Here is an 18367-nt window from a genome sequence, read left to right as displayed (position 1 = left end):
GCGCGCGTGCGCGATCAACGGCTTACATGCTCCTTCAACAACGCGTTCACTTCGTTGGCCTTCTCCATCTGACTCATATGACCGGCGTCGTCGAACACACGAACGGTCGCGCCGGACGGGGCGTTTTTCGCGTGCGCGACGGGAATGATCTGATCCTTTTCGCCCCAGATCACCAGCACGGGTTTGCCCACGTCCTTCAATTGCGCGCCTGGCTTCGCGCTTTGCTTGCCTCCCGCAAATAACCCGCCATTGAGCGATGCCAGCGCATCCGTCACGCCATCGAGCCGCTTGTATTTGAGCAGATCGTCGAGCATCTGACGGCTGACCAGCTCGGGATTCGCGAACAGCAACTCGACCACCGGCTTCAGTTCCCGACGCGATTCCGCCTTCACGAAACCTTCCGTGTACGCGTTGTTGACTTCATCGCCGAAACCGGACGGTGAGATCAGCGCGACAGATTCCACGCGCGACGGCTGATCCACCGCCATTTGCGCCGCGATACCGCCGCCCATCGAATGCCCGACCAAATGCGCTTTGTCGATGCCCACGACATCCATGAACTTGCCGACGAACTTCGATAAATCAGCCAGCGACGTACCCGGCACCTTGGGCGTCGATTGCCCGTGCCCCGGCAAATCCAGCGCAAACACGCGATTCTTCTCCGCCAGCGCGTCGAGATTGAACAGCCAGTTATCCAGATCGCCACCGAAGCCGTGGATGAATAGCAGCACGGGCCGCGCCGCATCGTCGCCGCCGCGCGATGCGTAGCGCACGCGAATGCCATCGACATCGGCAAAGTGATACGCGGCGGCTTCCTCGCCTTCGTCCGCGTCCTCCGCAGGCGTCACATACGACGCGACGTACGCATCGACATCGGCATCGCTGACGGTGGACGGCGCGAGCACGCCGAGCAGCGCCTTAACCGGCAGCGTATCGCCCGCCGATGCCACGCGCCGCCGCAGCAAACCCGCATCCGGCGCTTCGACCGCATTGGCGATCTTGTCGGTTTCGACATCGAGAATCGGCATGCCGACGGTGATCTCCGTGCCCTCCTCCACGAGCCACTCGTTCACCGTGCCTTCCTTCATCGACAAGCCCCATTTGGGCATGACGATCGGTGTGATTTCGGCCATCAGTGCTTTCCTCCCTTCATGGTTTTTCGGGCGGCGTCGGCAATCTGCGCGGCGCTCGGAATGTACAAGTCTTCGAGCGTCGGCGAGAACGGCACGGGCGTGTGCGGCGGCGTCACCATTTCGATGCCGGCCTTCAACGCGCCGAACGCCTGCATCGCGACCTGCGCGGAAATATCCGTAGCGATATTGCAGCGCGGATTCGCTTCATCGACCACAACGAGACGTCCTGTGTTCTCGACGGTTTCCAGCACCGTATCCATATCGAGCGGCGACAGCGAACGCAGATCGACCACTTCCGCTTCGATGCCTTCCTTAGCCAGCGTCGTCGCCGCTTCGAGTGCGCGATGCACCATCAATCCATACGTAACGATCGATACATCCTTGCCGTCGCGCACGATGTTCGCTTCGCCGAAGGGAATCGCGTACGAGTTTTCAGGCACTTCGCCTTCGAAGCCGTAGAGGTTCTTATGCTCGCAGAAGATCACCGGATCGTTATCGCGGATCGCCTGAATCAGGAGACCTTTGGTGTCGTACGGCGTTGAAGGACACACGACTTTCAAGCCGGGAATATGCGTGAACAGTGGCGTCAACATCTGGCTATGCTGCGCGGCTGCGCGAAAGCCCGCGCCGACCATCGCGCGGATCACGACGGGCGTTTCCGCCTTGCCGCCGAACATATAGCGGAACTTCGCCGCCTGATTGAAGATCTGGTCGAAGCACACGCCCATGAAGTCGATAAACATCAGTTCCGCGACCGGACGCATGCCGCACGCCGCCGCGCCGATCGCCGCACCGACATAAGCTGATTCGGACAACGGAGTATCCAGCAGTCTGTCGCCGTGCTTCGCATACAAACCTTTGGTGACGCCGAGCACGCCGCCCCACGCGTCCTTCTCGCCGTCAGCGCCTGCGCCACCGACAATATCCTCGCCCAGCACGATCACGCTCGGATCGCGCTGCATTTCCTGGTCGAGGGCTTCGTTGATCGCCATTTTCATGCTCAGTTTGCGGGCCATGATGGTGTCTCCTTCGATTTAGTATTTGACGTAGACATCGGTGAGCAGATCGGCGGCGGTCGGCAAAGGCGCTTCCTTCGCCTCGTTCACCGCGCGGTCGATCAAGGCCGCGACTTCCTTGTCGATGGCATCGAGCTCAGCGGGTTTGATGACATCGGCCTGCGTCACGGCGTGCGCGAATTTCTTCAAACAGTCCTTGTTCGAGCGGATATCGTCGAGTTCGCCGGGCGCGCGATACGTCTGCGCATCGCCTTCGAAATGGCCGTAGAAGCGGATCATCTTGCATTCGAGCAGCGACGGCCCGCCGCCTTCACGCGCGCGCTTGATGACTTCGCCCGCCGCTTCGTACACCGCGAAGAAATCGGTGCCATCCACGGTCACGCCCGGAATACCGAAGCCCGCCGCGCGATCGACATAGCTGTCCACCGCCGTGCCGTAATCGCGCGCCGTCGATTCCGCGTAGCCGTTGTTCTCGATCACGAAGATCACCGGCAGATTCCACACCGCCGCGAGATTCATGCTTTCCAGAAACGTGCCCTGATTCGACGCGCCATCGCCCGTAAAGGTGATGCCGACTTCGCCCTTGCCGCGAAACTTCGCCGCCAGCGCCGCGCCGCAAATCAACGGCGCGCCTGCACCGAGAATGCCGTTCGCGCCCATCATTCCTTTGGACAGATCGGCGATGTGCATCGAGCCGCCTTTGCCGTTGCACGAACCGCCTTTCTTGCCATAAATCTCCTTCATCATCTCGATGGGATCGACGCCTTTCGCTATGCAATGCCCGTGGCCGCGATGCGTACTCGCAATGCGGTCGCCATCGTTCAAATGACTCATGATGCCGACGCCCGCCGCTTCCTCGCCCGCGTACAGATGCACGAAGCCGGGAATATCGCCGCGTCCGAAATCGACGTGCAGACGCTCTTCGAAGTCGCGGATCGTGCGCATCTTGCGGTAGACGGTCAGCAACTCGTCTTTCGAAAGCGGCAAGCCGCCCGCATGCTGTGCTGTCATTGCTGTCTCCTTCCTTGGGTGGATTCAACGATGGTTAGGGTTACGCATCAACCCGGACGTGGCCGCGTAACGCATGCACGCGGCCACGTCGATACTGCGAAAAGCGTTCTCTCTTAACGTGATGGTCACTTCATCACCGGCGCTGAAGGCAAGTTCACGCTCGCCATCCAACGCGACGATGCCCGCGCGCTGCTTCACGCGATGCCGCTCGCCGTGCTCCAGCCGCGCCCAATTCGCAATCGGCGCGCGCTCCATCAAACCCGGCGCAATAGGCGCATGCAGCGCGAATTCACATTCGTTCGGATTGCCAAGTTCTATCGCAAGTCCGCCGTGTTCATGCCGTCCGACCGGCTGCAACAAACCCGCAATCGCCGACATGCCGATCGCCTGCGGATCGGCATAAGACACGTAAACGGCGGCGAGCTGATCGATCTTCCACAACGCGCGTGCGCCGATGAATTGCTCGTGCGAGATCACGGCATCGACGAGGGCGATGTCGTGATGCACTTGCCCTTGTTTATCGCGTATCTTGACATCGAGCAGTTTGTTCGATGCAAGCGCTTGCTCGGCAGGCACGCGCCCGGTGGCGTACAAACCCGTTGCGAGTCCTGAAATCGTCGGCTCGCGCATCTCGGGATACGCGTTGTTCGTTCCCGTCGATAAACCCGCGATCGGCACGTCGCCGCACTCACGCACGACCGCGCGATGCGTGCCGTCGCCGCCGAGCACGATCAGCGCATCGACATGTGCGTCGCGCATCATGCGAGCGGCGCGAAAGGTATCGTCAACGCGGGCGGTGACGGGCATATCGAGAAATTCGACGGCGGCGAGCTTCGCGTCTGGTCCCTGCTTGCGCGACAGATGACGCTGAAGCATCACTTTCAGCCCTTCGCGATCCGGCATCATCAACACGCGATTCACGCCGCACGACACCAGCGACGACAACAAGCGCAACACGATATTCACGCGATCCGCGAGTTGCAGACTGTTCGCGTTGGCAATCACGCGGCGAATATCGCGCGCAGAAACCGGATTGGCGATGATGCCGACGAGCGGTTCTCGCATACGGTCGTCTCCTTTAGTTTGCTGCGACTAAAGGCAAGTCCGGTGCCAGGCGAAAACCTGCGGGATTTCCCGTAGAAAAAGGGCTTTTCGATGCGATGTATTGTGATGTACACCGCGCCGCCGTGACAGGTGTCACAGCGGCAGGTGTATCGGAGAGTACAGGCGTATCGGCGGGTTAGTGATCGCCTGCGTCGCGCTGATTCGGCGAGCGGATGCCATAGCGCGCCATCCGCCGATACAGCGTCATGCGGCTCACGCCGATCTGTCGCGCCACCGCGCTCAGATTCCAGCTTGCGGCGCGCAGATACTGCATCAGCAACATGCCCTCGGGCGGCAAGCGATGCGTATCGAATTCCTCGATCACAGGCTGCGGTGTAACGCTGCTCAACCCTTCCGGCAAATCATCGACATCGATCAGATGGTTCGAGCACACCGCGCGCGCATACCGCAGCGCATTCGATAGCTCACGCAGATTGCCCGGCCAGTCGTGCGCACGCAGACGCTCGCGCGCTTTGGGCGTGAGCGCCACGCTGTCGTCATCGAGCAATTTGCGGATCAGCCAGTCGAGATCGCTTCGTTCGCGCAACGGCGGCAACGTGAAACGCGCCCCGTTCAGCCGATAGTAAAGGTCCTCGCGGAACCGGCCATCGCGCATGAGCGTATCGAGCGAATGATGCGTGGCGGAAATCACGCGCACATCCACCGATACCGGACGCGATGCGCCGATCGCCAGCACTTCGCCTTCGGCCAGCACGCGCAGCAATCGCGATTGCAACTCGCGCGGCATATCGCCGATTTCATCGAGAAACAGCGTGCCGCCATCGGCTTCCTGGATCAGGCCGCGTTTCGCTTTCGCGCCCGCGCCGGAAAAACTGTTCGGCAGATGTCCGAACAATTCGCTTTCGATCAGCGTTTCCGGAATCGCCGCGCAATTCACCGCGACGAAGGACCCCGCACGACGCGCGCTCGCGCGATGCAGCGCCTTGGCGAAATACTCCTTGCCGCTGCCGGTTTCGCCGTTGACCAGCAGATTGATCGGCGAATCGACGAGTTTCGCGGCGCGTTCGAGTTGGCGCGTAAGCGCGGCATCGCCACCGCAGAGTGCAGCCAGCGGCGCGGGAATCGCGATATCTTTTGCGCGCTTTAAGGTCGCGCTTGATGTGAAGCACGGCGCGGGCGGCATCACGCTCAGGTAAAGCAGCGCGCCACTGCGTGCAAGCGGCAGCGCGCGCAGCTCGCTCGGACGCGAATAGACGAATCGGCCGAGTTCTTCGAGACGCGCTTCGAACAGCGAATCGAACGGCACGCCGATCAGCGACGCCACCGCTTGATTGGTCACAAATCCCGGCGCAATCGGCTGGCCAATTTCCGCCGCGAGCATTTCATGCGCGCGCCGGTTATGTCCGACGATGCGCCCGTTCTCATCCAGCGCGATCAGATACTCCGGATCGACATCGACGAATTCGGGCGCGGTGTTCAGCTTCAGAATCCAGTCCTGCCGATGCGTGCGCAGAAAATTCGCGTTCTCGATATGCCGCGCGTAAATGCGCACGAGTTGCAGCGCCAGATTCTGGCTATCGCGCGCTTGCGGAGACTTGAGCGCGGAGATGTCGAGGATCGCGGAGAGCGCGCCGCGCGAATCGAACAGCGGCGCGGCGGTGCAGGTCAGCGGAATATGCGTGGCATCGAAATGATCGATCTGATGGACGGTAAGCGCTTGCCCCGTGGTCAGCGCCGTGCCGACCGCGCAGGTGCCCGCGCCCGCTTCGCTCCATTCCGCGCCGAGGTAGAGACCGGCGCGGCGCAGGGCGTCGTCGGTGTTGGCATCGCCGAGATAATCGACGGTCACGCCTTGCGCGTCCGTGAGCAGCACGACGTAGCCCATTCCCGCGACTTGTTCGTACAGCGTTTCCAATCCGTGACGGGCGATGCGCGCGAAATCATCGATCCGTTGCTGATGCTCGCGCAAACGCGTCTGCGGCAGAATGCGCGCTTCCTGCATGCGCGACGGATCGAGTCCGTATTGATGCACGCAGCGCCGCCATGAACTCTGGATGATGCTGTCGTGCAGTCGCGCCGATGCGAGCATGTCGCTGCGCGTGGTTGCTGCGACGACTGCTTCGATGTGCTCGCGTTGCCGCATATCCATCGTCTGTCCTCCGTTGAGCGCGCCGTCGGCTTATTCGCGTTTTCGCCGTTCGACGCGCTGTCTCCTGCGCCATATGATGCTTGAATCGCGTGTACGCGTCATTGAACGGAAGCATTGCACCGCAGCAATCACAAGCACAAAAAGGGAGGCAACGAACGATGAGAATCGCGTACGAAGATTTCGAGCGACAAGTGCTGCAGCACCACATCCTCAAAGGGAACGTGTACGAGAACGGCGCGACGCTGGTCGAGCGCGCGAATCGGTGGATCGAAGAGAATGGAATCGATGTGCTGAACGTCGAGAGCCTCTCGACGTTCGGCGCTGGCGACGATACCAGCGTCAGCCACTGGTACTCGGGCATCCGGGTCTGGTATCGCGTGGTTTAGCGGAGATTTCGCGATAAGCGCGTCAGCCGCGACCGACGAACGGCATCTTGGTCGCCATCACGGTATGGAACAACACGTTCGCTTCCAGCGGCAGATTCGCCATATACAGCACCGATTGGCCGACGAACTTCACATCCATCATCGGTTCGATGGCGATCTCGCCGTTGGCCTGCGGCACGCCCTTCGACATACGCGATGAAAGCTCGGTGAACGCATTGCCGACATCGATCTGACCGACGGCGATATCGTACTTGCGGCCATCCAGCGAGGCGGATTTCGTCAGGCCTTCGACCGCATGTTTCGTCGATGTATAGGCCGCGGAATTGGGGCGCGGCGCAGTGGCGGAAATCGAACCGTTGTTGATGATGCGGCCGCCCATCGGCGACTGCGACTTCATCGTGCGGAACGCCTGTTGCAGGCAATAGAACATGCCGTTCAGATTCACGTTGACGACGCCCTGCCATTGCTCCGGCGTCCAGTCTTCGAACGGTCCCGGCGGATTGCTGACGCCCGCGTTATTGAACAGCAGATCGACGCGACCGAAGCGTTCGACCGCCGCCGCAAACAGCTTCTTCACCGATTCCGGGTCCGATACGTCAGACGGCACGGCAAGCGCGCGATCGGCGGCGTTGGATTCCTTGATGACCGCATCGAGCGGATCGGGACGACGGCCCGCGAGCACGACCGACCAGCCGTCGCCAAGTAGCGCGAGCGCCGCCGCACGGCCGATTCCGCTACCCGCTCCGGTGACGATGGCAATGCGTGAAGACTGGCTGGCTGCGTCCGACATATCGACGTTCTCCTGTTGTGCCGCGCGCGACAGTCTCAGTGTCCACGCGCGTGGTGAGTGTTCGGGAGAACATTATCTTCGATCGACGCACGCGGCGTCATTTCATCTGCCGGACGCTTCCTTCGTCACCGTGCCACTGGCCGATGCCGTGTGGATCGCGCTGCCATCGCAGAAGACGGCGGTCATGATCATCGGCATCACTTCCTTGACAACGGCCGTGCTGCCGGATGCGCGCACGTGTTCCTGCACGGCGTCCGACGGCGCCATGATGACGACGCCGTAAGCCGATTCGCCGACCGGCTGGCCGCTGCCGGTCTTGAACATTGCATCGCCTTGTTCGTAGCCGAGCACGGCGTACACGCGATACCCCCACGCGGTCAATTGACCGCCCGACACGGGCTTGAAAGCATTGACAGAGTTCGATTCGACGCGCATCGGCCTGGCATCGATCGAGTTGTTGGCGACCAGCGGCGCGATAAAGCGATGCGCGCTGGACTTGCAATCGAGCTGATCTTCAAGCGGCGTGGCGTGAGACAGCGCGGGCAGCATCCCACCGATAACAATGACGGACGCAGCGACTTGAGCGAGAGAGGCGGTTTTCATGGCAGCAGACACGTAGCGACTAAGACGACGTTGAGCAAAATTGCCTGGGGCCGCTCAGTCTCGGTCTGTCGCGGCACTGCGTACGATGCAAAGAGCGAGCCAGTTATCCGGCTTCGGTGTTCGCGCACGCGCTGCATGGTTCCCGCAAGGGATTGGTCTGATTTTCGTCTACTTCGGGCGCTACGTGCTTTGTTTCATCTCGTGCAGCGTTTCCTACAAAACACGCTGCATCGAGTTGAAATCAGCATCGCGCGTTTCGGCATCCTGAGTCTGTACGCGCAGCCTCAGTCCCCGTTTTTCACGGCGTCGGCAGGAAATGGTTATATTGAGCGCTTCGCTCACCAAGGACCTCGAATGACCGCGCTCTCCGACTTTCCCATCACCAAGAAATGGCCCGCGCAGCATCCCGAGCGCATTCAGCTTTACTCGCTGCCGACGCCGAATGGCGTGAAAGTATCGATCATGCTCGAAGAAACCGGCCTCGCCTACGAGCCGCATCTCGTTCGTTTCGATAACGACGATCAGCTCTCGCCCGAGTTTCTCTCGCTCAACCCAAATAACAAGATTCCCGCGATGATCGATCCGGACGGCCCGAATGGCGAGCCGCTCGCGCTATTCGAATCCGGCGCGATTCTGATTTATCTCGCGGCAAAAAGCGGCCGCTTTATGCCGGAAGATATCGCGCTGCGCTACGAAGCGCTGCAATGGCTGATGTTCCAGATGGGCGGTATCGGACCGATGTTCGGGCAGGTCGGCTTCTTCCACAAGTTCGCGGGCAAGGCATACGAAGACAAGCGTCCGCGCGATCGATACGTCGCGGAAGCGAAGCGTCTGCTCGGCGTGCTGGATCAGCGGCTTGCCACGCGCGAATGGATCATGGGCGATGAATACGGCGTCGCGGATATCGCGACCTTCCCGTGGGTGCGCAATCTGGTCGGGTTCTACGAAGCGCGCGAACTCGTCGGCTTCGATGAATACAAGCACGTGCAGCGCGCACTCGATGCGTTCGTTGCGCGTCCTGCAGTTCAGCGCGGATTGGAAATTCCGAAGCGCGCTTAAAGTTCAGGGCACCAGAAAATCTTCGCGAGCCACACGTTCGATAATCGCGTCGAACCGCGCGCTCGCGCCGCCTAATTGCGCGGTCGCGCGTTTGGCGTGATCGAGCAAGGCGCGCAACGCAGTCGTCAGAATCTCCGGCACGGCGAAGCGCGCCTTCGGCCCTGACATCGTCAGCGCGCCGACGATTTCCCCCGTTGCCCCGAACACGGCCACCGAAAGCGACGCCGTTTCCGGGTCGCGCTCCCCGCGCGATACCGCCCACAACTGTTCGCGTATCTCGTTCCAGCGCGGATCGTGCGTTTCGGTGAAGGCGAGCAGCACCTTTCCCGACGCGCCCTTCTCGATTGCAAACTCCTCGCCGACGCGAATCGCCACGCGCACCGATCGCGACGGTTCCACGCGATAGAGCACCAGCCGATGCTCGCCCTGCCGCACATAGAACGATGCGGTTTCGCCGATGGCGTGACTCAACTCCTGAAGCATCGGCTCGATCACCGGCCCGACCTGAAACGAGCGCTGATAGAGCGCGGCGAGCTTCAGCGGCTGCGGACCAATGGCGTATTGCCCATCGGCAAGTTTGCGCACGAATCCGCCGTGCTCCAGCGCGCCCAGCAGACGCAGCAGCGTGCTCTTGTACAGATCGGTGCGACGCGAGATTTCCGCGAGCGACAGACGGTCGTCGCTCGGACCGAAAGCGTTGAGGATCGCGAAAGCGCGATCGAGCACGGCGACGCCGCTCGAATTCAAATCCGACGCCGATGATGCTTCCAATTCCTCTGTTGCCACGGATGCACTCCTTCTCTGCAAAACACGTTTGCATCACTTTATCGTTCTGCCTGACAGAACACAAGTTCTGAAATTTGCGATTTCACGGGTTAACTCGTCTTAAAACGCATTAATTTGACTCCTATAGTTCTATCTAACAGAACATCACTCTGTCAGATAGAACACGTTAAGGAGTTCACCCGTGAGCAACGCGTCTCGTCCATTCGTGCTGATCAGCGAGGTCGGTCCTCGTGACGGCCTTCAGAGCATCAAAAGCGTCATGCCGACCGCCGCCAAATTGCGCTGGATCTCCGCGCTGGCATCGGCGGGATTGAAGGAAATCGAGGTCGGCTCGTTCGTGCCGCCGAAGCTGCTGCCGCAAATGGCCGATATCCGCGAAGTCGTCGCGCATGCGTTGTCGATTCCGGGTCTGCGCGTGGCCGTGCTCGCGCCGAATCTGCGCGGATCGCAGCACGCGTTCGAAGCGGGCGTGCACAAGATCACGCTCCCCGTCTCCGTCACCGATGAACACGCGATGGCGAACATCCGCAAGACCACCGCGCAGCTGATCGATGAAGTGCGCGAGATCGTCGCGTTGCGGGACGCGCAGTTTCCGGGCGTGGAGATCGAAGCGGGCGTGTCGGTGGCGTTCGGCTGCACGATCGCGGGCGCGGTCAGCGACGACAAAACCATGCGCATGTGCCACGCAATGGCGGAATGCGGTGTCGATGAAATCGGTTTGTCGGATACCAGCGGCTATGCGAATCCGGCGCAGGTGCGGCGCATGTTTCGTCGCCTGCAAACGGAGTTCGGCGACAAGGCCGGTGGCGCGCACTTTCACAACACGCGCGGACAGGGACTCGCGAACGTGGTCGCGGCGCTCGATGTCGGCGTGACGACCATCGATTCGAGTCAGGCCGGTCTCGGCGGCTGTCCGTACGCGCCGGGCGCGACGGGCAATATCGTCACGGAAGACTTGGCGTTCCTGCTCGAAGCGATGGGCTACGACACGGGCATCGATATCGACGCACTGATCGCTGCTCGCTCGATTCTCGCCGACGCCCTGCCCGGCGAATCGCTCTACGACCACGTTCAGGACGCCGGCCTGCCGAAAGGCTTCACTTACGCCGATGGCCGCGCCCCGAGCGCGCCGCAACCCGAAGGCTGCCTGCTTGGAGTGCCGCAATGACGACTGCTCAATCGCTTCCCTACGACGGCCTGCGCGTCGTCGAAATGACGCACATGGTGATGGGTCCGACCTGCGGCATGGTGCTCGCCGATCTGGGCGCGGAAGTCATCAAGATCGAACCGATCAACGGCGATAGCACGCGTGCGTTGCGCGGTTCGGGCGCGGGCTTTTTCAGCACCTTCAATCGCAACAAGAAAAGCCTCGCCGTCGATGTGAAAGATGCGCGCGGCAAGGAAATCGTCCACAAGCTGCTCGGCCAGGCGGATGTGTTCAGCGAGAACTTCAAGAGCGGAACGATGGAGAAGCTCGGTCTCGGCTACGCGCACTTGTCGAAGCTCAATCCGCGTCTCGTCTATGTCTCGCACAAGGGCTTTCTGCCGGGACCGTACGATCACCGCACCGCGCTCGACGAAGTCGTGCAGATGATGGGCGGCCTCGCCTACATGACCGGACCGGAAGGCCGTCCGTTGCGCGCGGGTACGAGCGTCAACGACATCATGGGCGGCATGTTCGGTGCGATCGGCGCGATGGCGGCGCTTGCGCAGCGTGAACGCACGGGCAAAGGTCAGGAAGTGCAGAGCGCGCTGTTCGAAAACAACGTGTTTCTGGTCGCACAGCACATGATGCAGTTCGCCGTCACCGGCAACGCCGCCGCGCCGATGCCGAGCCGCATTTCCGCGTGGGCCGTGTACGACGTTTTCACTGTGAAGGATGGCGAACAAATTTTTCTCGCGGTGGTATCGGACACGCAATGGTCGCTGTTCTGCGATGCCTTCGGTTTCGTCGATCTGAAAGCGGACGCGCGCATCGCCACCAACAATCAGCGCGTGCAGGCGCGCGACTGGCTGATGCCGCTGCTGCGCGAGCATATGGCCGCGTTCAGCGCGACGGAAATCAGCGCGATTTTCGAGCGCATCGGTTTGCCGTATGCGCCGATCACGCGCCCGCAAGATCTGTTCGACGATCCGCATCTGCTCGCCACCGGCGGACTCGCCGACGTCACGCTTCCCGCCGATGCAAGCGGTGCCGGCAAACCCGTCACGACGCGCACCGCGCTCCTTCCGCTCACGCTCGACGGCGAACGTCTTCGCTTGCGCGCCGCGCCGCCTGCGCTCGGTCAGGACACGCAGGCGCTGCTCGCGCAACTCGGCTACTCGACCGAGGACGTCAGGCAGTTGACCCGCGCCGGCATCGTGCGATGCACGGAAAACGAACTCGCCAGCGCCTGAAGCCGCATCAAACAGAACGATTCTGGAGACAACGATGGCATCCATCTCTCGGGATATGACACCCGACACGGCCGCCGAATCATCGCTCGAACAGCAGGCGGTGAAGAAAGCCGCGTGGCGCTTTATTCCGCTGCTCGCGTTAGCCTACTTCTTCAACTATCTCGATCGCACCAGCGTAGGCTTCGCCGCACTCACGATGAACCGCGACCTGGGCCTCACGGCCACGCAGTTCGGCTGGGGCGCGGGCATCATGTTCGCGGGCTACTGCATCTGCGAAGTGCCGAGCAATCTGGCGCTGTATCGCTTCGGCGCGCGGCGATGGCTCGCGCGCATCATGATCACGTGGGGATTCTTTGCGGCGGCCACGGCGCTCGCGGTCGGGCCGACCAGCTTCTACGCGATTCGCCTGCTGCTCGGCATCGGCGAGGCGGGGTTCTTTCCGGGCGTGATCTTCTTTCTCGCGGTCTGGTTCCCGGCGCATTACCGCACGCGTGTACTCGCGTGGTTCACGGTATCGACACCGCTCTCTTCGCTGGTCGGCGGGCCGCTTTCGACGTGGCTGCTCAAGATGGACGGCGTGCTCGGCCTCGCGGGCTGGAAGTGGATGTTTATCGTCGAAGGTCTTCCGGCGTGCGTGCTCGGTTTCCTCGTGCTGAAGCTGCTCGCCGATAAACCCGCCGATGCCACCTGGCTTTCGCCCGAAGAACGTCAGGCGCTGCAAAGCGCGTTCGATCGCGAAGGCGGGTCCAGCCAGAAGAAGAAGCACTTCGGCGCGGCGCTGAAGGATGTGCGCATGTATATCCTCGCGCTGATTTCCTTCGGCTTCACGATGGGCTCGTATGGCATCGGCATCTGGCTGCCGCAGATGCTCAAGGTGCACGGCATGAGCGTCACGCAGACCGGCTGGATTTCCGCGATTCCGTATTTCTTCGCGACCATTGCACTGCTGTGGTGGGCACGACGCGTGGACCGGCGCGGCGGGCATATCGCCAATCTCGCGGCGGGGCTGTTTATCGGTGCAGTGGCGCTGGGGGTATCGACGTATTCGCATCAATTGCTTCCGGCGATGGTCGGCATCACGCTCGCGCTAATCGGCACGATTGCCGGCCGCACGATCTTCTACACGCTGCCCGCACGATTTCTCTCCGGCCAGGCCGCTGCCGGCGGACTTGCGCTCATCAACTCGATCGGTGCGTTGGGCGGCTTCGCGGGACCGTATCTGGTCGGGTATCTGAAGGACAGCTTCGGCACGTTTTCGTCGGGCATGATCGGTCTGGCGATCGTGCTGGGCATCACGACCTTGCTGACCTTGTCGCTGTTCGCCTTCAGCCGCGAGGAACAATGATGCCGCGCCCTTACTCCGAACGTCGCCGCCGTTTGCTCGGCGCGGCGGCTGCATCGATGCTGATTCCCGCGTTTGCCAACCGTACGAGCTTCGCAAAAGAGACCATGAGCAATTACCTTCCCGTTCGCGCGGACTGGCTCGCTTCCGGCACCGAAGCCGCGCTCGAACCAGATATGCCGATCATCGACGCGCATCATCATTTCTACGAGCGTCCCGGCTGGACCTATCTGCTCGATGAATACCTCGAAGACGCGAAGTCCGGCCACAACATCACGGCGTCCGTGTTCATGCAGGCGCTGACGCGCTATCGGCAAACGGGACCGGAGGCGCTGAAGCCGGTCGGCGAAATCGAATTCGTCGCTAATACAACCGCGCCGCTGCAACACGGCAAGCCGCAGGTGGCCAAGGGCATGATCGGCTACGCGGATCTGCGGAACGGCGCGGCCGTGCGCGATGTGCTCGAAGCCGAACTGCAAGCCGGCGATGGCCGGTTTCGCGGCGTGCGCCATCTCGTCACCTGGGACGCGGATACCTCGCTCGCCAATCCGCTGACCGCCGCGCCGCGCGGATTGCTGCTCGATCCCAACTATCGCGCGGGCGTTGCACAACTTGCGCCGCTCGGCCTCACCTACGATGCGTGGCTGTTCTTTCCGCAGTTGCCCGAATTGTTCGATCTGGCGAAGGCGAATCCGGACACGCCGATCATCATCAATCATTGCGGCGGCGTGGTGCGCATTGCCAGCTACGCGGACCAACGCAAAGAAGTACTCGATCGCTGGTCGCGCTCCATGCGCGAATTGGCGCAATTGCCGAATGTGTACGTGAAAGTCGGCGGTCTGGGCATGCGGATCAACGGCTTCGAGTTCGAGAAAGGCGCGCGCCCGCCCTCGTCCGTCGAACTGGCCGAAGCGTGGGAACCGTGGATGCTCACCTGTATCGAGGCGTTCGGCGCGAACCGCTGCATGTTCGAAAGCAATTTCCCGGTCGATAAAGGCTCGTATCCGTTCAACAACGGCTGGAACGCGTTCAAACGGCTCACCGCGCAGGCGAGCGCCGACGACCGGCGCGCACTGTTCGGCGGCACGGCGGCGAAGGTGTATCGGCTGGCGTGAATTCGGCTGAATGACGATGTTGCCGAAATCCGATAGTCCCGCGAAATTTGGCCTTTTAAGTTTGCTCATCGACGCAACCCCGTCAAGGAGCGAACATGGACCCGAAACTTCAGCCGGAAGCAGGCACCGACAGCGACGTCGGCCTGCTGCACAAGATGGGCTACGCGCAGGAACTGTCGCGTCGCATGAACGGTTTTTCGAATTTCGCGGTGTCGTTTTCGGTGATCTGCATTCTGTCGGGCGGCATCACCGCGTTTCAGATGGCGTTTTCGGCGGCGGGCGGTGCATCGGTCGGGCTGGGCTGGCCGCTCGGCGCGCTGTTCGCGCTGATCGTCGCGATTTCGATGTCGCAGATTGCGTCCGCGTTTCCGACTGCGGGCGGACTGTATCACTGGGGATCGATTCTCGGCGGCAAGCGCTGGGGCTGGTTGTGCGCGTGGATCAACCTGATCGGGCTGATCTTCGTGATCGCGGCGATCAATTTCGGCACGTGGGATCCGTTCTTCAAAACGCTGATCGCGCCGATGTTCGGTATCAATCCGGATAGTCTCAACTGGTGGCATCAGACGGCGTTCCTTTCGCTGCTTACGTTGTCGCAGGCGTTTCTCAATGCGCGCGGCATCAAGATCGCCAGCAAGATCACGGATTTGTCGGGTTACCTGATTTTCGTGGTGACGATCGTGCTGGTCGTGGCGCTGCTTTACTACTCGCCGGTGCCGCTCGATCTGCATCGCCTGACCACGTTCACCAACTTCACCGGCGCGGACGGCAGCGCCTGGCCGAAGCAGACCACGCCGCTCGCCTTCATGTCCGGCCTGCTGCTCGTCACCTACACCATCACCGGTTTTGATGCCTCCGCGCACACGTCCGAAGAAACGCACGACGCCGCGCGCAACGTGCCGCGCGGGATCATCGGCTCGGTGTTCTGGTCGGCGGTGTTCGGCTACGTGATGGTCTGCGCCTTCGTGCTCGTCATGCCCGATCTCACCGCCGCGATGAAGCAGGGCACGGGCTTTTTCGAAGCGATCCTCGCGCCGATTCCGCACGGCCTGCGCGTCGGGCTCGAACTGGTGATGTTCTTCATCAATTACGTATGCGGACTGGCCGCGATCATGTCCACTTCACGCATGGTCTACGCCTTCGCACGCGATGGCGGTCTGCCCGGCTCGCGGATTCTTCGCAAAGTCAGTCACGAGCACAAGACGCCCGGCCCGGCCATCTGGACGTGCGCGATCCTCGCGATCCTCGTCACGCTCTACGGCGATGCTTTCTCGGTGCTCAGCGCAGGCAGCGCCGTATTCCTCTATATCTCGTACGCGATGCCCGTTGGCTCCGGCATGCTCGCCGAAGGCCGCACCTGGCACGAGAAAGGCCCGTTCCAGCTCGGCGTGTGGTCGAAGCCGTGCGCCCTGCTCGCGCTGATCGGCGCGTGCGTGCTGGCGTATGTGGGCATCCAGCCGCCGAACGAAAAGGTGCTGTATGTGCTGATCGGATTTCTGGTGGCGCTGTTCATCATCTGGTACAGGTTCGGTGTGCGTAAGTCGTTCAAGGGTCCGCCGGTGCTGAAGTCGGAGGACAACGCCGAGCGGATCAAGGAAATCGAAGCGAAAGCGTGAATGTGCTCAGGACATTTGCTTAGGAACATGGAGGAGATGACGGATGACGCAGGCAAAACGTGACAACCGATTGGCAGGAAAAGTCGCCATCGTGAGCGGCGGTGCGGGTGGATGCGGCGCGGCGGCTTCGACTTTGTTCGCGGAACACGGCGCGCGCGTGGCGATCATCGATCGGGATCGCGATGCGGCCGAAACGCTCGCCGCCGTGCTGCGCGAAGCCGGTGGCGAGGCGATTGGACTGGGCGCGGATGTATCGCAGAAAACGCAGGTGCTGGATGCGGTCGAAGCCGCGAAAAGCGCCTACGGCAACGCCGACATACTGTTCAATCACGCGGGCACGCTGATCGTGAAGCCGTTTCTGGAAATCGAAGAAACGGAATGGGACTGGCTGATGAGCGTGAACGTCAAAAGCATGTATTTGATGACGCAGGCCGTGCTGCCGCAAATGCTTGCCAAGGGCAAAGGCAGCATCATCTGCACATCATCGATCTCGGCGGTTTTGGCGACGCCCGGCGAAGTGCTCTACGACGCCACCAAAGGCGCGTGCCATATGTTCGCGCGCGCGATCGCCGTCGAATATCGCGATCGCGGCATTCGCTGCAACGCGATTGCGCCCGGATTCATCAGGACACCGCACGGCATGCGCGAACTGAAAGACCTTCAGGCAATGGGCGTCGATGCCACCGAAGAAGCCATCGCGCTTCAGCAAGGTCGGCTGTGCGAACCGTCGGAAGTGGCATCGGCGGCGCTGTTTCTGGCATCGGATGGATCGAGCTTCGTCAACGGCACGCATTTGTTTGTCGATAACTGCTTTTCGGCGGCGTGATTTTGTAGCCCACGCGCAATATTTTTTTGGCGAGATTGTCTGTGTAGAATCGGCCGATCGACCGTCACTTTCGGCGTCCCATGTCCGCGCATCCACCGTCGAGCACTCGCGATGTCCGTGGCCTTCCCTCTTTTGCGCAGGGAGTGTCGTTCAGCGCCTACACGAGTGTCGATGAACAAGCGAGCGCGTTCGATGGCTGGGACGCACAGTACACGCAGATTTCCGGCGGCACGTTTCATGGTTCCTTGTCTACCGTATCGCTGGGCGGTGTGCGCTTGCTGGTCGAAGGACTCGACAAGGTGATTTTCCAGCAAGGCGCGATTGCATCGGATCGGCTGGTGATTGCGGTTCCGCTCGAACTCGAAGGCCACGCGCGGCTGTGCGGCGAAAAAAGCGGGCGCGATAGTCTGCACGTGTTTTCCAGCCTGCCGCGCTTTGAGTTTTATTCGCCGGATCGCCATATGCTGGTGAATGTGGAGATTCAGGATCAGTTGCTTTCGTCTTCGCGGATGCGCGCGCTGGCTGAATCGCTGCGGGCGCGCAGTCTCGCGCCGATCATTCCGATGGCGTCCGATACCGCCGATCATCTTCGGCTGCTGCTTCAGCATGCGCTCGCGGCATCGGCGTTGACTGCGGAAAACGAGTCCGATCGGGAACGCGTGCTCGAACGCACGGTGATGTATGCGGTGTCCGAAGCGTTATCGAATGCGCCCGATTCCGACAGCAAGCGCACGCACGGCCGGCATTGGAATCTGGTCAATACGGTCAATGAAAAATTGCGGGAACCATCGACGTGCCCGCTTTCCATCGCGGAGTTATGCGTGGATCTCGGCCTGAGCCGACGCACCGTGCAATACGCGTTTCATCAGGCGCTCAATCTGAATCCGGTCGCGTATTTGCGCGCCGTGCGATTGAACCATGCGCGACGCGCGTTGCGCTCCGGGCAATCCGTCACCAGCGCCGCGACCACGTGGGGCTTTCTGCATTTCGGCAGTTTTGCCAGCGACTATCGGCGCATGTTCGGCGAGTTGCCATCGGTGACGGCGCGGCGATATGCATCGAAACACGACTGA

The 18367-nt window shown here is 61.4% G+C and carries 17 protein-coding genes; 9 read left to right on the top strand and 8 right to left on the bottom strand.

Translation table 11 applies throughout. From position 1 onward, the window contains the following. Positions 1 to 14 precede the first annotated feature (14 nt). From P7F28_RS31485 to P7F28_RS31465, 5 genes are all read right to left on the bottom strand, one after another. Positions 15 to 1133: an acetoin dehydrogenase dihydrolipoyllysine-residue acetyltransferase subunit gene (locus P7F28_RS31485; RefSeq protein WP_277189187.1), complete on the bottom strand. Its 1119-nt coding sequence runs from the start codon at positions 1131 to 1133 to the stop codon at positions 15 to 17. Beyond that, positions 1133 to 2149, bottom strand: coding sequence for an alpha-ketoacid dehydrogenase subunit beta (locus tag P7F28_RS31480; RefSeq protein WP_277189186.1), 1017 nt, complete (start codon positions 2147 to 2149; stop codon positions 1133 to 1135). The genes P7F28_RS31485 and P7F28_RS31480 overlap by 1 nt, the downstream gene beginning before the upstream one ends. A gap of 18 nt (positions 2150 to 2167) precedes the next feature. Beyond that, a complete protein-coding gene (locus P7F28_RS31475; RefSeq protein ID WP_277189185.1) occupies positions 2168 to 3160 on the bottom strand; it encodes a thiamine pyrophosphate-dependent dehydrogenase E1 component subunit alpha in 993 nt (330 codons plus the stop codon). A gap of 24 nt (positions 3161 to 3184) precedes the next feature. Beyond that, positions 3185 to 4225 (bottom strand): ATP-NAD kinase family protein, encoded by a 1041-nt coding sequence (locus tag P7F28_RS31470; RefSeq protein WP_277189184.1) that lies wholly within the window; start codon positions 4223 to 4225, stop codon positions 3185 to 3187. 175 nt (positions 4226 to 4400) lie between these two features. Then, complete coding sequence (locus P7F28_RS31465) at positions 4401 to 6374, bottom strand: sigma-54-dependent Fis family transcriptional regulator (protein ID WP_277189183.1); 1974 nt, start codon at positions 6372 to 6374, stop codon at positions 4401 to 4403. Positions 6375 to 6532: 158 nt separating this feature from the next. Between P7F28_RS31465 and P7F28_RS31460 the strand changes: the two genes are divergently transcribed. Beyond that, positions 6533 to 6760 (top strand): hypothetical protein, encoded by a 228-nt coding sequence (locus P7F28_RS31460; protein WP_277189182.1) that lies wholly within the window; start codon positions 6533 to 6535, stop codon positions 6758 to 6760. A gap of 22 nt (positions 6761 to 6782) precedes the next feature. On the opposite strand, the gene P7F28_RS31455 is transcribed toward P7F28_RS31460, so the two are convergent. Further along, entirely contained in the window at positions 6783 to 7550 is a 768-nt protein-coding gene (locus P7F28_RS31455; protein ID WP_277189181.1) for an SDR family oxidoreductase, read from the bottom strand. A 102-nt stretch (positions 7551 to 7652) separates the two neighbouring features. After that, a complete protein-coding gene (locus P7F28_RS31450) occupies positions 7653 to 8153 on the bottom strand; it encodes a hypothetical protein (protein ID WP_277189180.1) in 501 nt (166 codons plus the stop codon). A gap of 354 nt (positions 8154 to 8507) precedes the next feature. Between P7F28_RS31450 and P7F28_RS31445 the strand changes: the two genes are divergently transcribed. Then, positions 8508 to 9212 (top strand): glutathione S-transferase N-terminal domain-containing protein, encoded by a 705-nt coding sequence (locus P7F28_RS31445; protein WP_277189179.1) that lies wholly within the window; start codon positions 8508 to 8510, stop codon positions 9210 to 9212. A 3-nt stretch (positions 9213 to 9215) separates the two neighbouring features. Here the strand turns inward: P7F28_RS31445 and P7F28_RS31440 are convergent, their stop codons facing one another. After that, on the bottom strand, positions 9216 to 9998 hold the full coding sequence (locus P7F28_RS31440) for an IclR family transcriptional regulator (protein ID WP_277189178.1): 783 nt from the start codon (positions 9996 to 9998) through the stop codon (positions 9216 to 9218). Between the two features lie 181 nt (positions 9999 to 10179). Here P7F28_RS31440 and P7F28_RS31435 point away from each other — a divergent pair, with 181 nt between their 5' ends. From P7F28_RS31435 to P7F28_RS31405, 7 genes are all read left to right on the top strand, one after another. Continuing rightward, positions 10180 to 11166 (top strand): hydroxymethylglutaryl-CoA lyase, encoded by a 987-nt coding sequence (locus P7F28_RS31435; protein WP_277189177.1) that lies wholly within the window; start codon positions 10180 to 10182, stop codon positions 11164 to 11166. After that, positions 11163 to 12395 carry a CaiB/BaiF CoA-transferase family protein gene (locus tag P7F28_RS31430; RefSeq protein ID WP_277189176.1) on the top strand — a complete coding sequence of 411 codons (1233 nt, stop codon included), beginning with the start codon at positions 11163 to 11165 and terminating at the stop codon, positions 12393 to 12395. The genes P7F28_RS31435 and P7F28_RS31430 overlap by 4 nt, the downstream gene beginning before the upstream one ends. Positions 12396 to 12429: 34 nt before the next feature. Further along, entirely contained in the window at positions 12430 to 13740 is a 1311-nt protein-coding gene (locus P7F28_RS31425; protein WP_277189175.1) for an MFS transporter, read from the top strand. After that, positions 13740 to 14852, top strand: a complete 1113-nt coding sequence (locus P7F28_RS31420; RefSeq protein WP_277189253.1) for an amidohydrolase — start codon at positions 13740 to 13742, stop codon at positions 14850 to 14852. Before P7F28_RS31425 ends, P7F28_RS31420 begins: the two co-directional genes overlap by 1 nt. Before the next feature lie 95 nt (positions 14853 to 14947). Then, positions 14948 to 16468 (top strand): amino acid permease, encoded by a 1521-nt coding sequence (locus P7F28_RS31415; protein WP_277189174.1) that lies wholly within the window; start codon positions 14948 to 14950, stop codon positions 16466 to 16468. A gap of 43 nt (positions 16469 to 16511) precedes the next feature. Then, on the top strand, positions 16512 to 17294 hold the full coding sequence (locus P7F28_RS31410; RefSeq protein ID WP_277189173.1) for an SDR family NAD(P)-dependent oxidoreductase: 783 nt from the start codon (positions 16512 to 16514) through the stop codon (positions 17292 to 17294). Between the two features lie 80 nt (positions 17295 to 17374). Continuing rightward, a complete protein-coding gene (locus tag P7F28_RS31405; protein WP_277189172.1) occupies positions 17375 to 18367 on the top strand; it encodes a helix-turn-helix domain-containing protein in 993 nt (330 codons plus the stop codon).

Origin of the sequence: Caballeronia sp. BR00000012568055 (genome assembly GCF_029439455.1) — a bacterium.
Classification (GTDB): domain Bacteria; phylum Pseudomonadota; class Gammaproteobacteria; order Burkholderiales; family Burkholderiaceae; genus Caballeronia.
Note: the sequence above shows the minus strand (reverse complement) of the source record. Positions and strands in the feature narration are given on the sequence as shown.

Bases quoted from the DNA above. Each gene is read 5' to 3' on its own strand.
- P7F28_RS31425 (WP_277189175.1), top strand. From the start codon at position 12,430: ATGGCATCCATCTCTCGGGATATGACACCCGACACGGCCGCCGAATCA.
- P7F28_RS31415 (WP_277189174.1), top strand. From the start codon at position 14,948: ATGGACCCGAAACTTCAGCCGGAAGCAGGCACCGACAGCGACGTCGGC.
- P7F28_RS31445 (WP_277189179.1), top strand. From the start codon at position 8,508: ATGACCGCGCTCTCCGACTTTCCCATCACCAAGAAATGGCCCGCGCAG.
- P7F28_RS31485 (WP_277189187.1), bottom strand. From the start codon at position 1,133: ATGGCCGAAATCACACCGATCGTCATGCCCAAATGGGGCTTGTCGATG.
- P7F28_RS31405 (WP_277189172.1), top strand. From the start codon at position 17,375: ATGTCCGCGCATCCACCGTCGAGCACTCGCGATGTCCGTGGCCTTCCC.
- P7F28_RS31455 (WP_277189181.1), bottom strand. From the start codon at position 7,550: ATGTCGGACGCAGCCAGCCAGTCTTCACGCATTGCCATCGTCACCGGA.
- P7F28_RS31450 (WP_277189180.1), bottom strand. From the start codon at position 8,153: ATGAAAACCGCCTCTCTCGCTCAAGTCGCTGCGTCCGTCATTGTTATC.
- P7F28_RS31480 (WP_277189186.1), bottom strand. From the start codon at position 2,149: ATGGCCCGCAAACTGAGCATGAAAATGGCGATCAACGAAGCCCTCGAC.
- P7F28_RS31410 (WP_277189173.1), top strand. From the start codon at position 16,512: ATGACGCAGGCAAAACGTGACAACCGATTGGCAGGAAAAGTCGCCATC.
- P7F28_RS31465 (WP_277189183.1), bottom strand. From the start codon at position 6,374: ATGGATATGCGGCAACGCGAGCACATCGAAGCAGTCGTCGCAGCAACC.
- P7F28_RS31460 (WP_277189182.1), top strand. From the start codon at position 6,533: ATGAGAATCGCGTACGAAGATTTCGAGCGACAAGTGCTGCAGCACCAC.
- P7F28_RS31420 (WP_277189253.1), top strand. From the start codon at position 13,740: ATGCCGCGCCCTTACTCCGAACGTCGCCGCCGTTTGCTCGGCGCGGCG.
- P7F28_RS31430 (WP_277189176.1), top strand. From the start codon at position 11,163: ATGACGACTGCTCAATCGCTTCCCTACGACGGCCTGCGCGTCGTCGAA.
- P7F28_RS31470 (WP_277189184.1), bottom strand. From the start codon at position 4,225: ATGCGAGAACCGCTCGTCGGCATCATCGCCAATCCGGTTTCTGCGCGC.
- P7F28_RS31475 (WP_277189185.1), bottom strand. From the start codon at position 3,160: ATGACAGCACAGCATGCGGGCGGCTTGCCGCTTTCGAAAGACGAGTTG.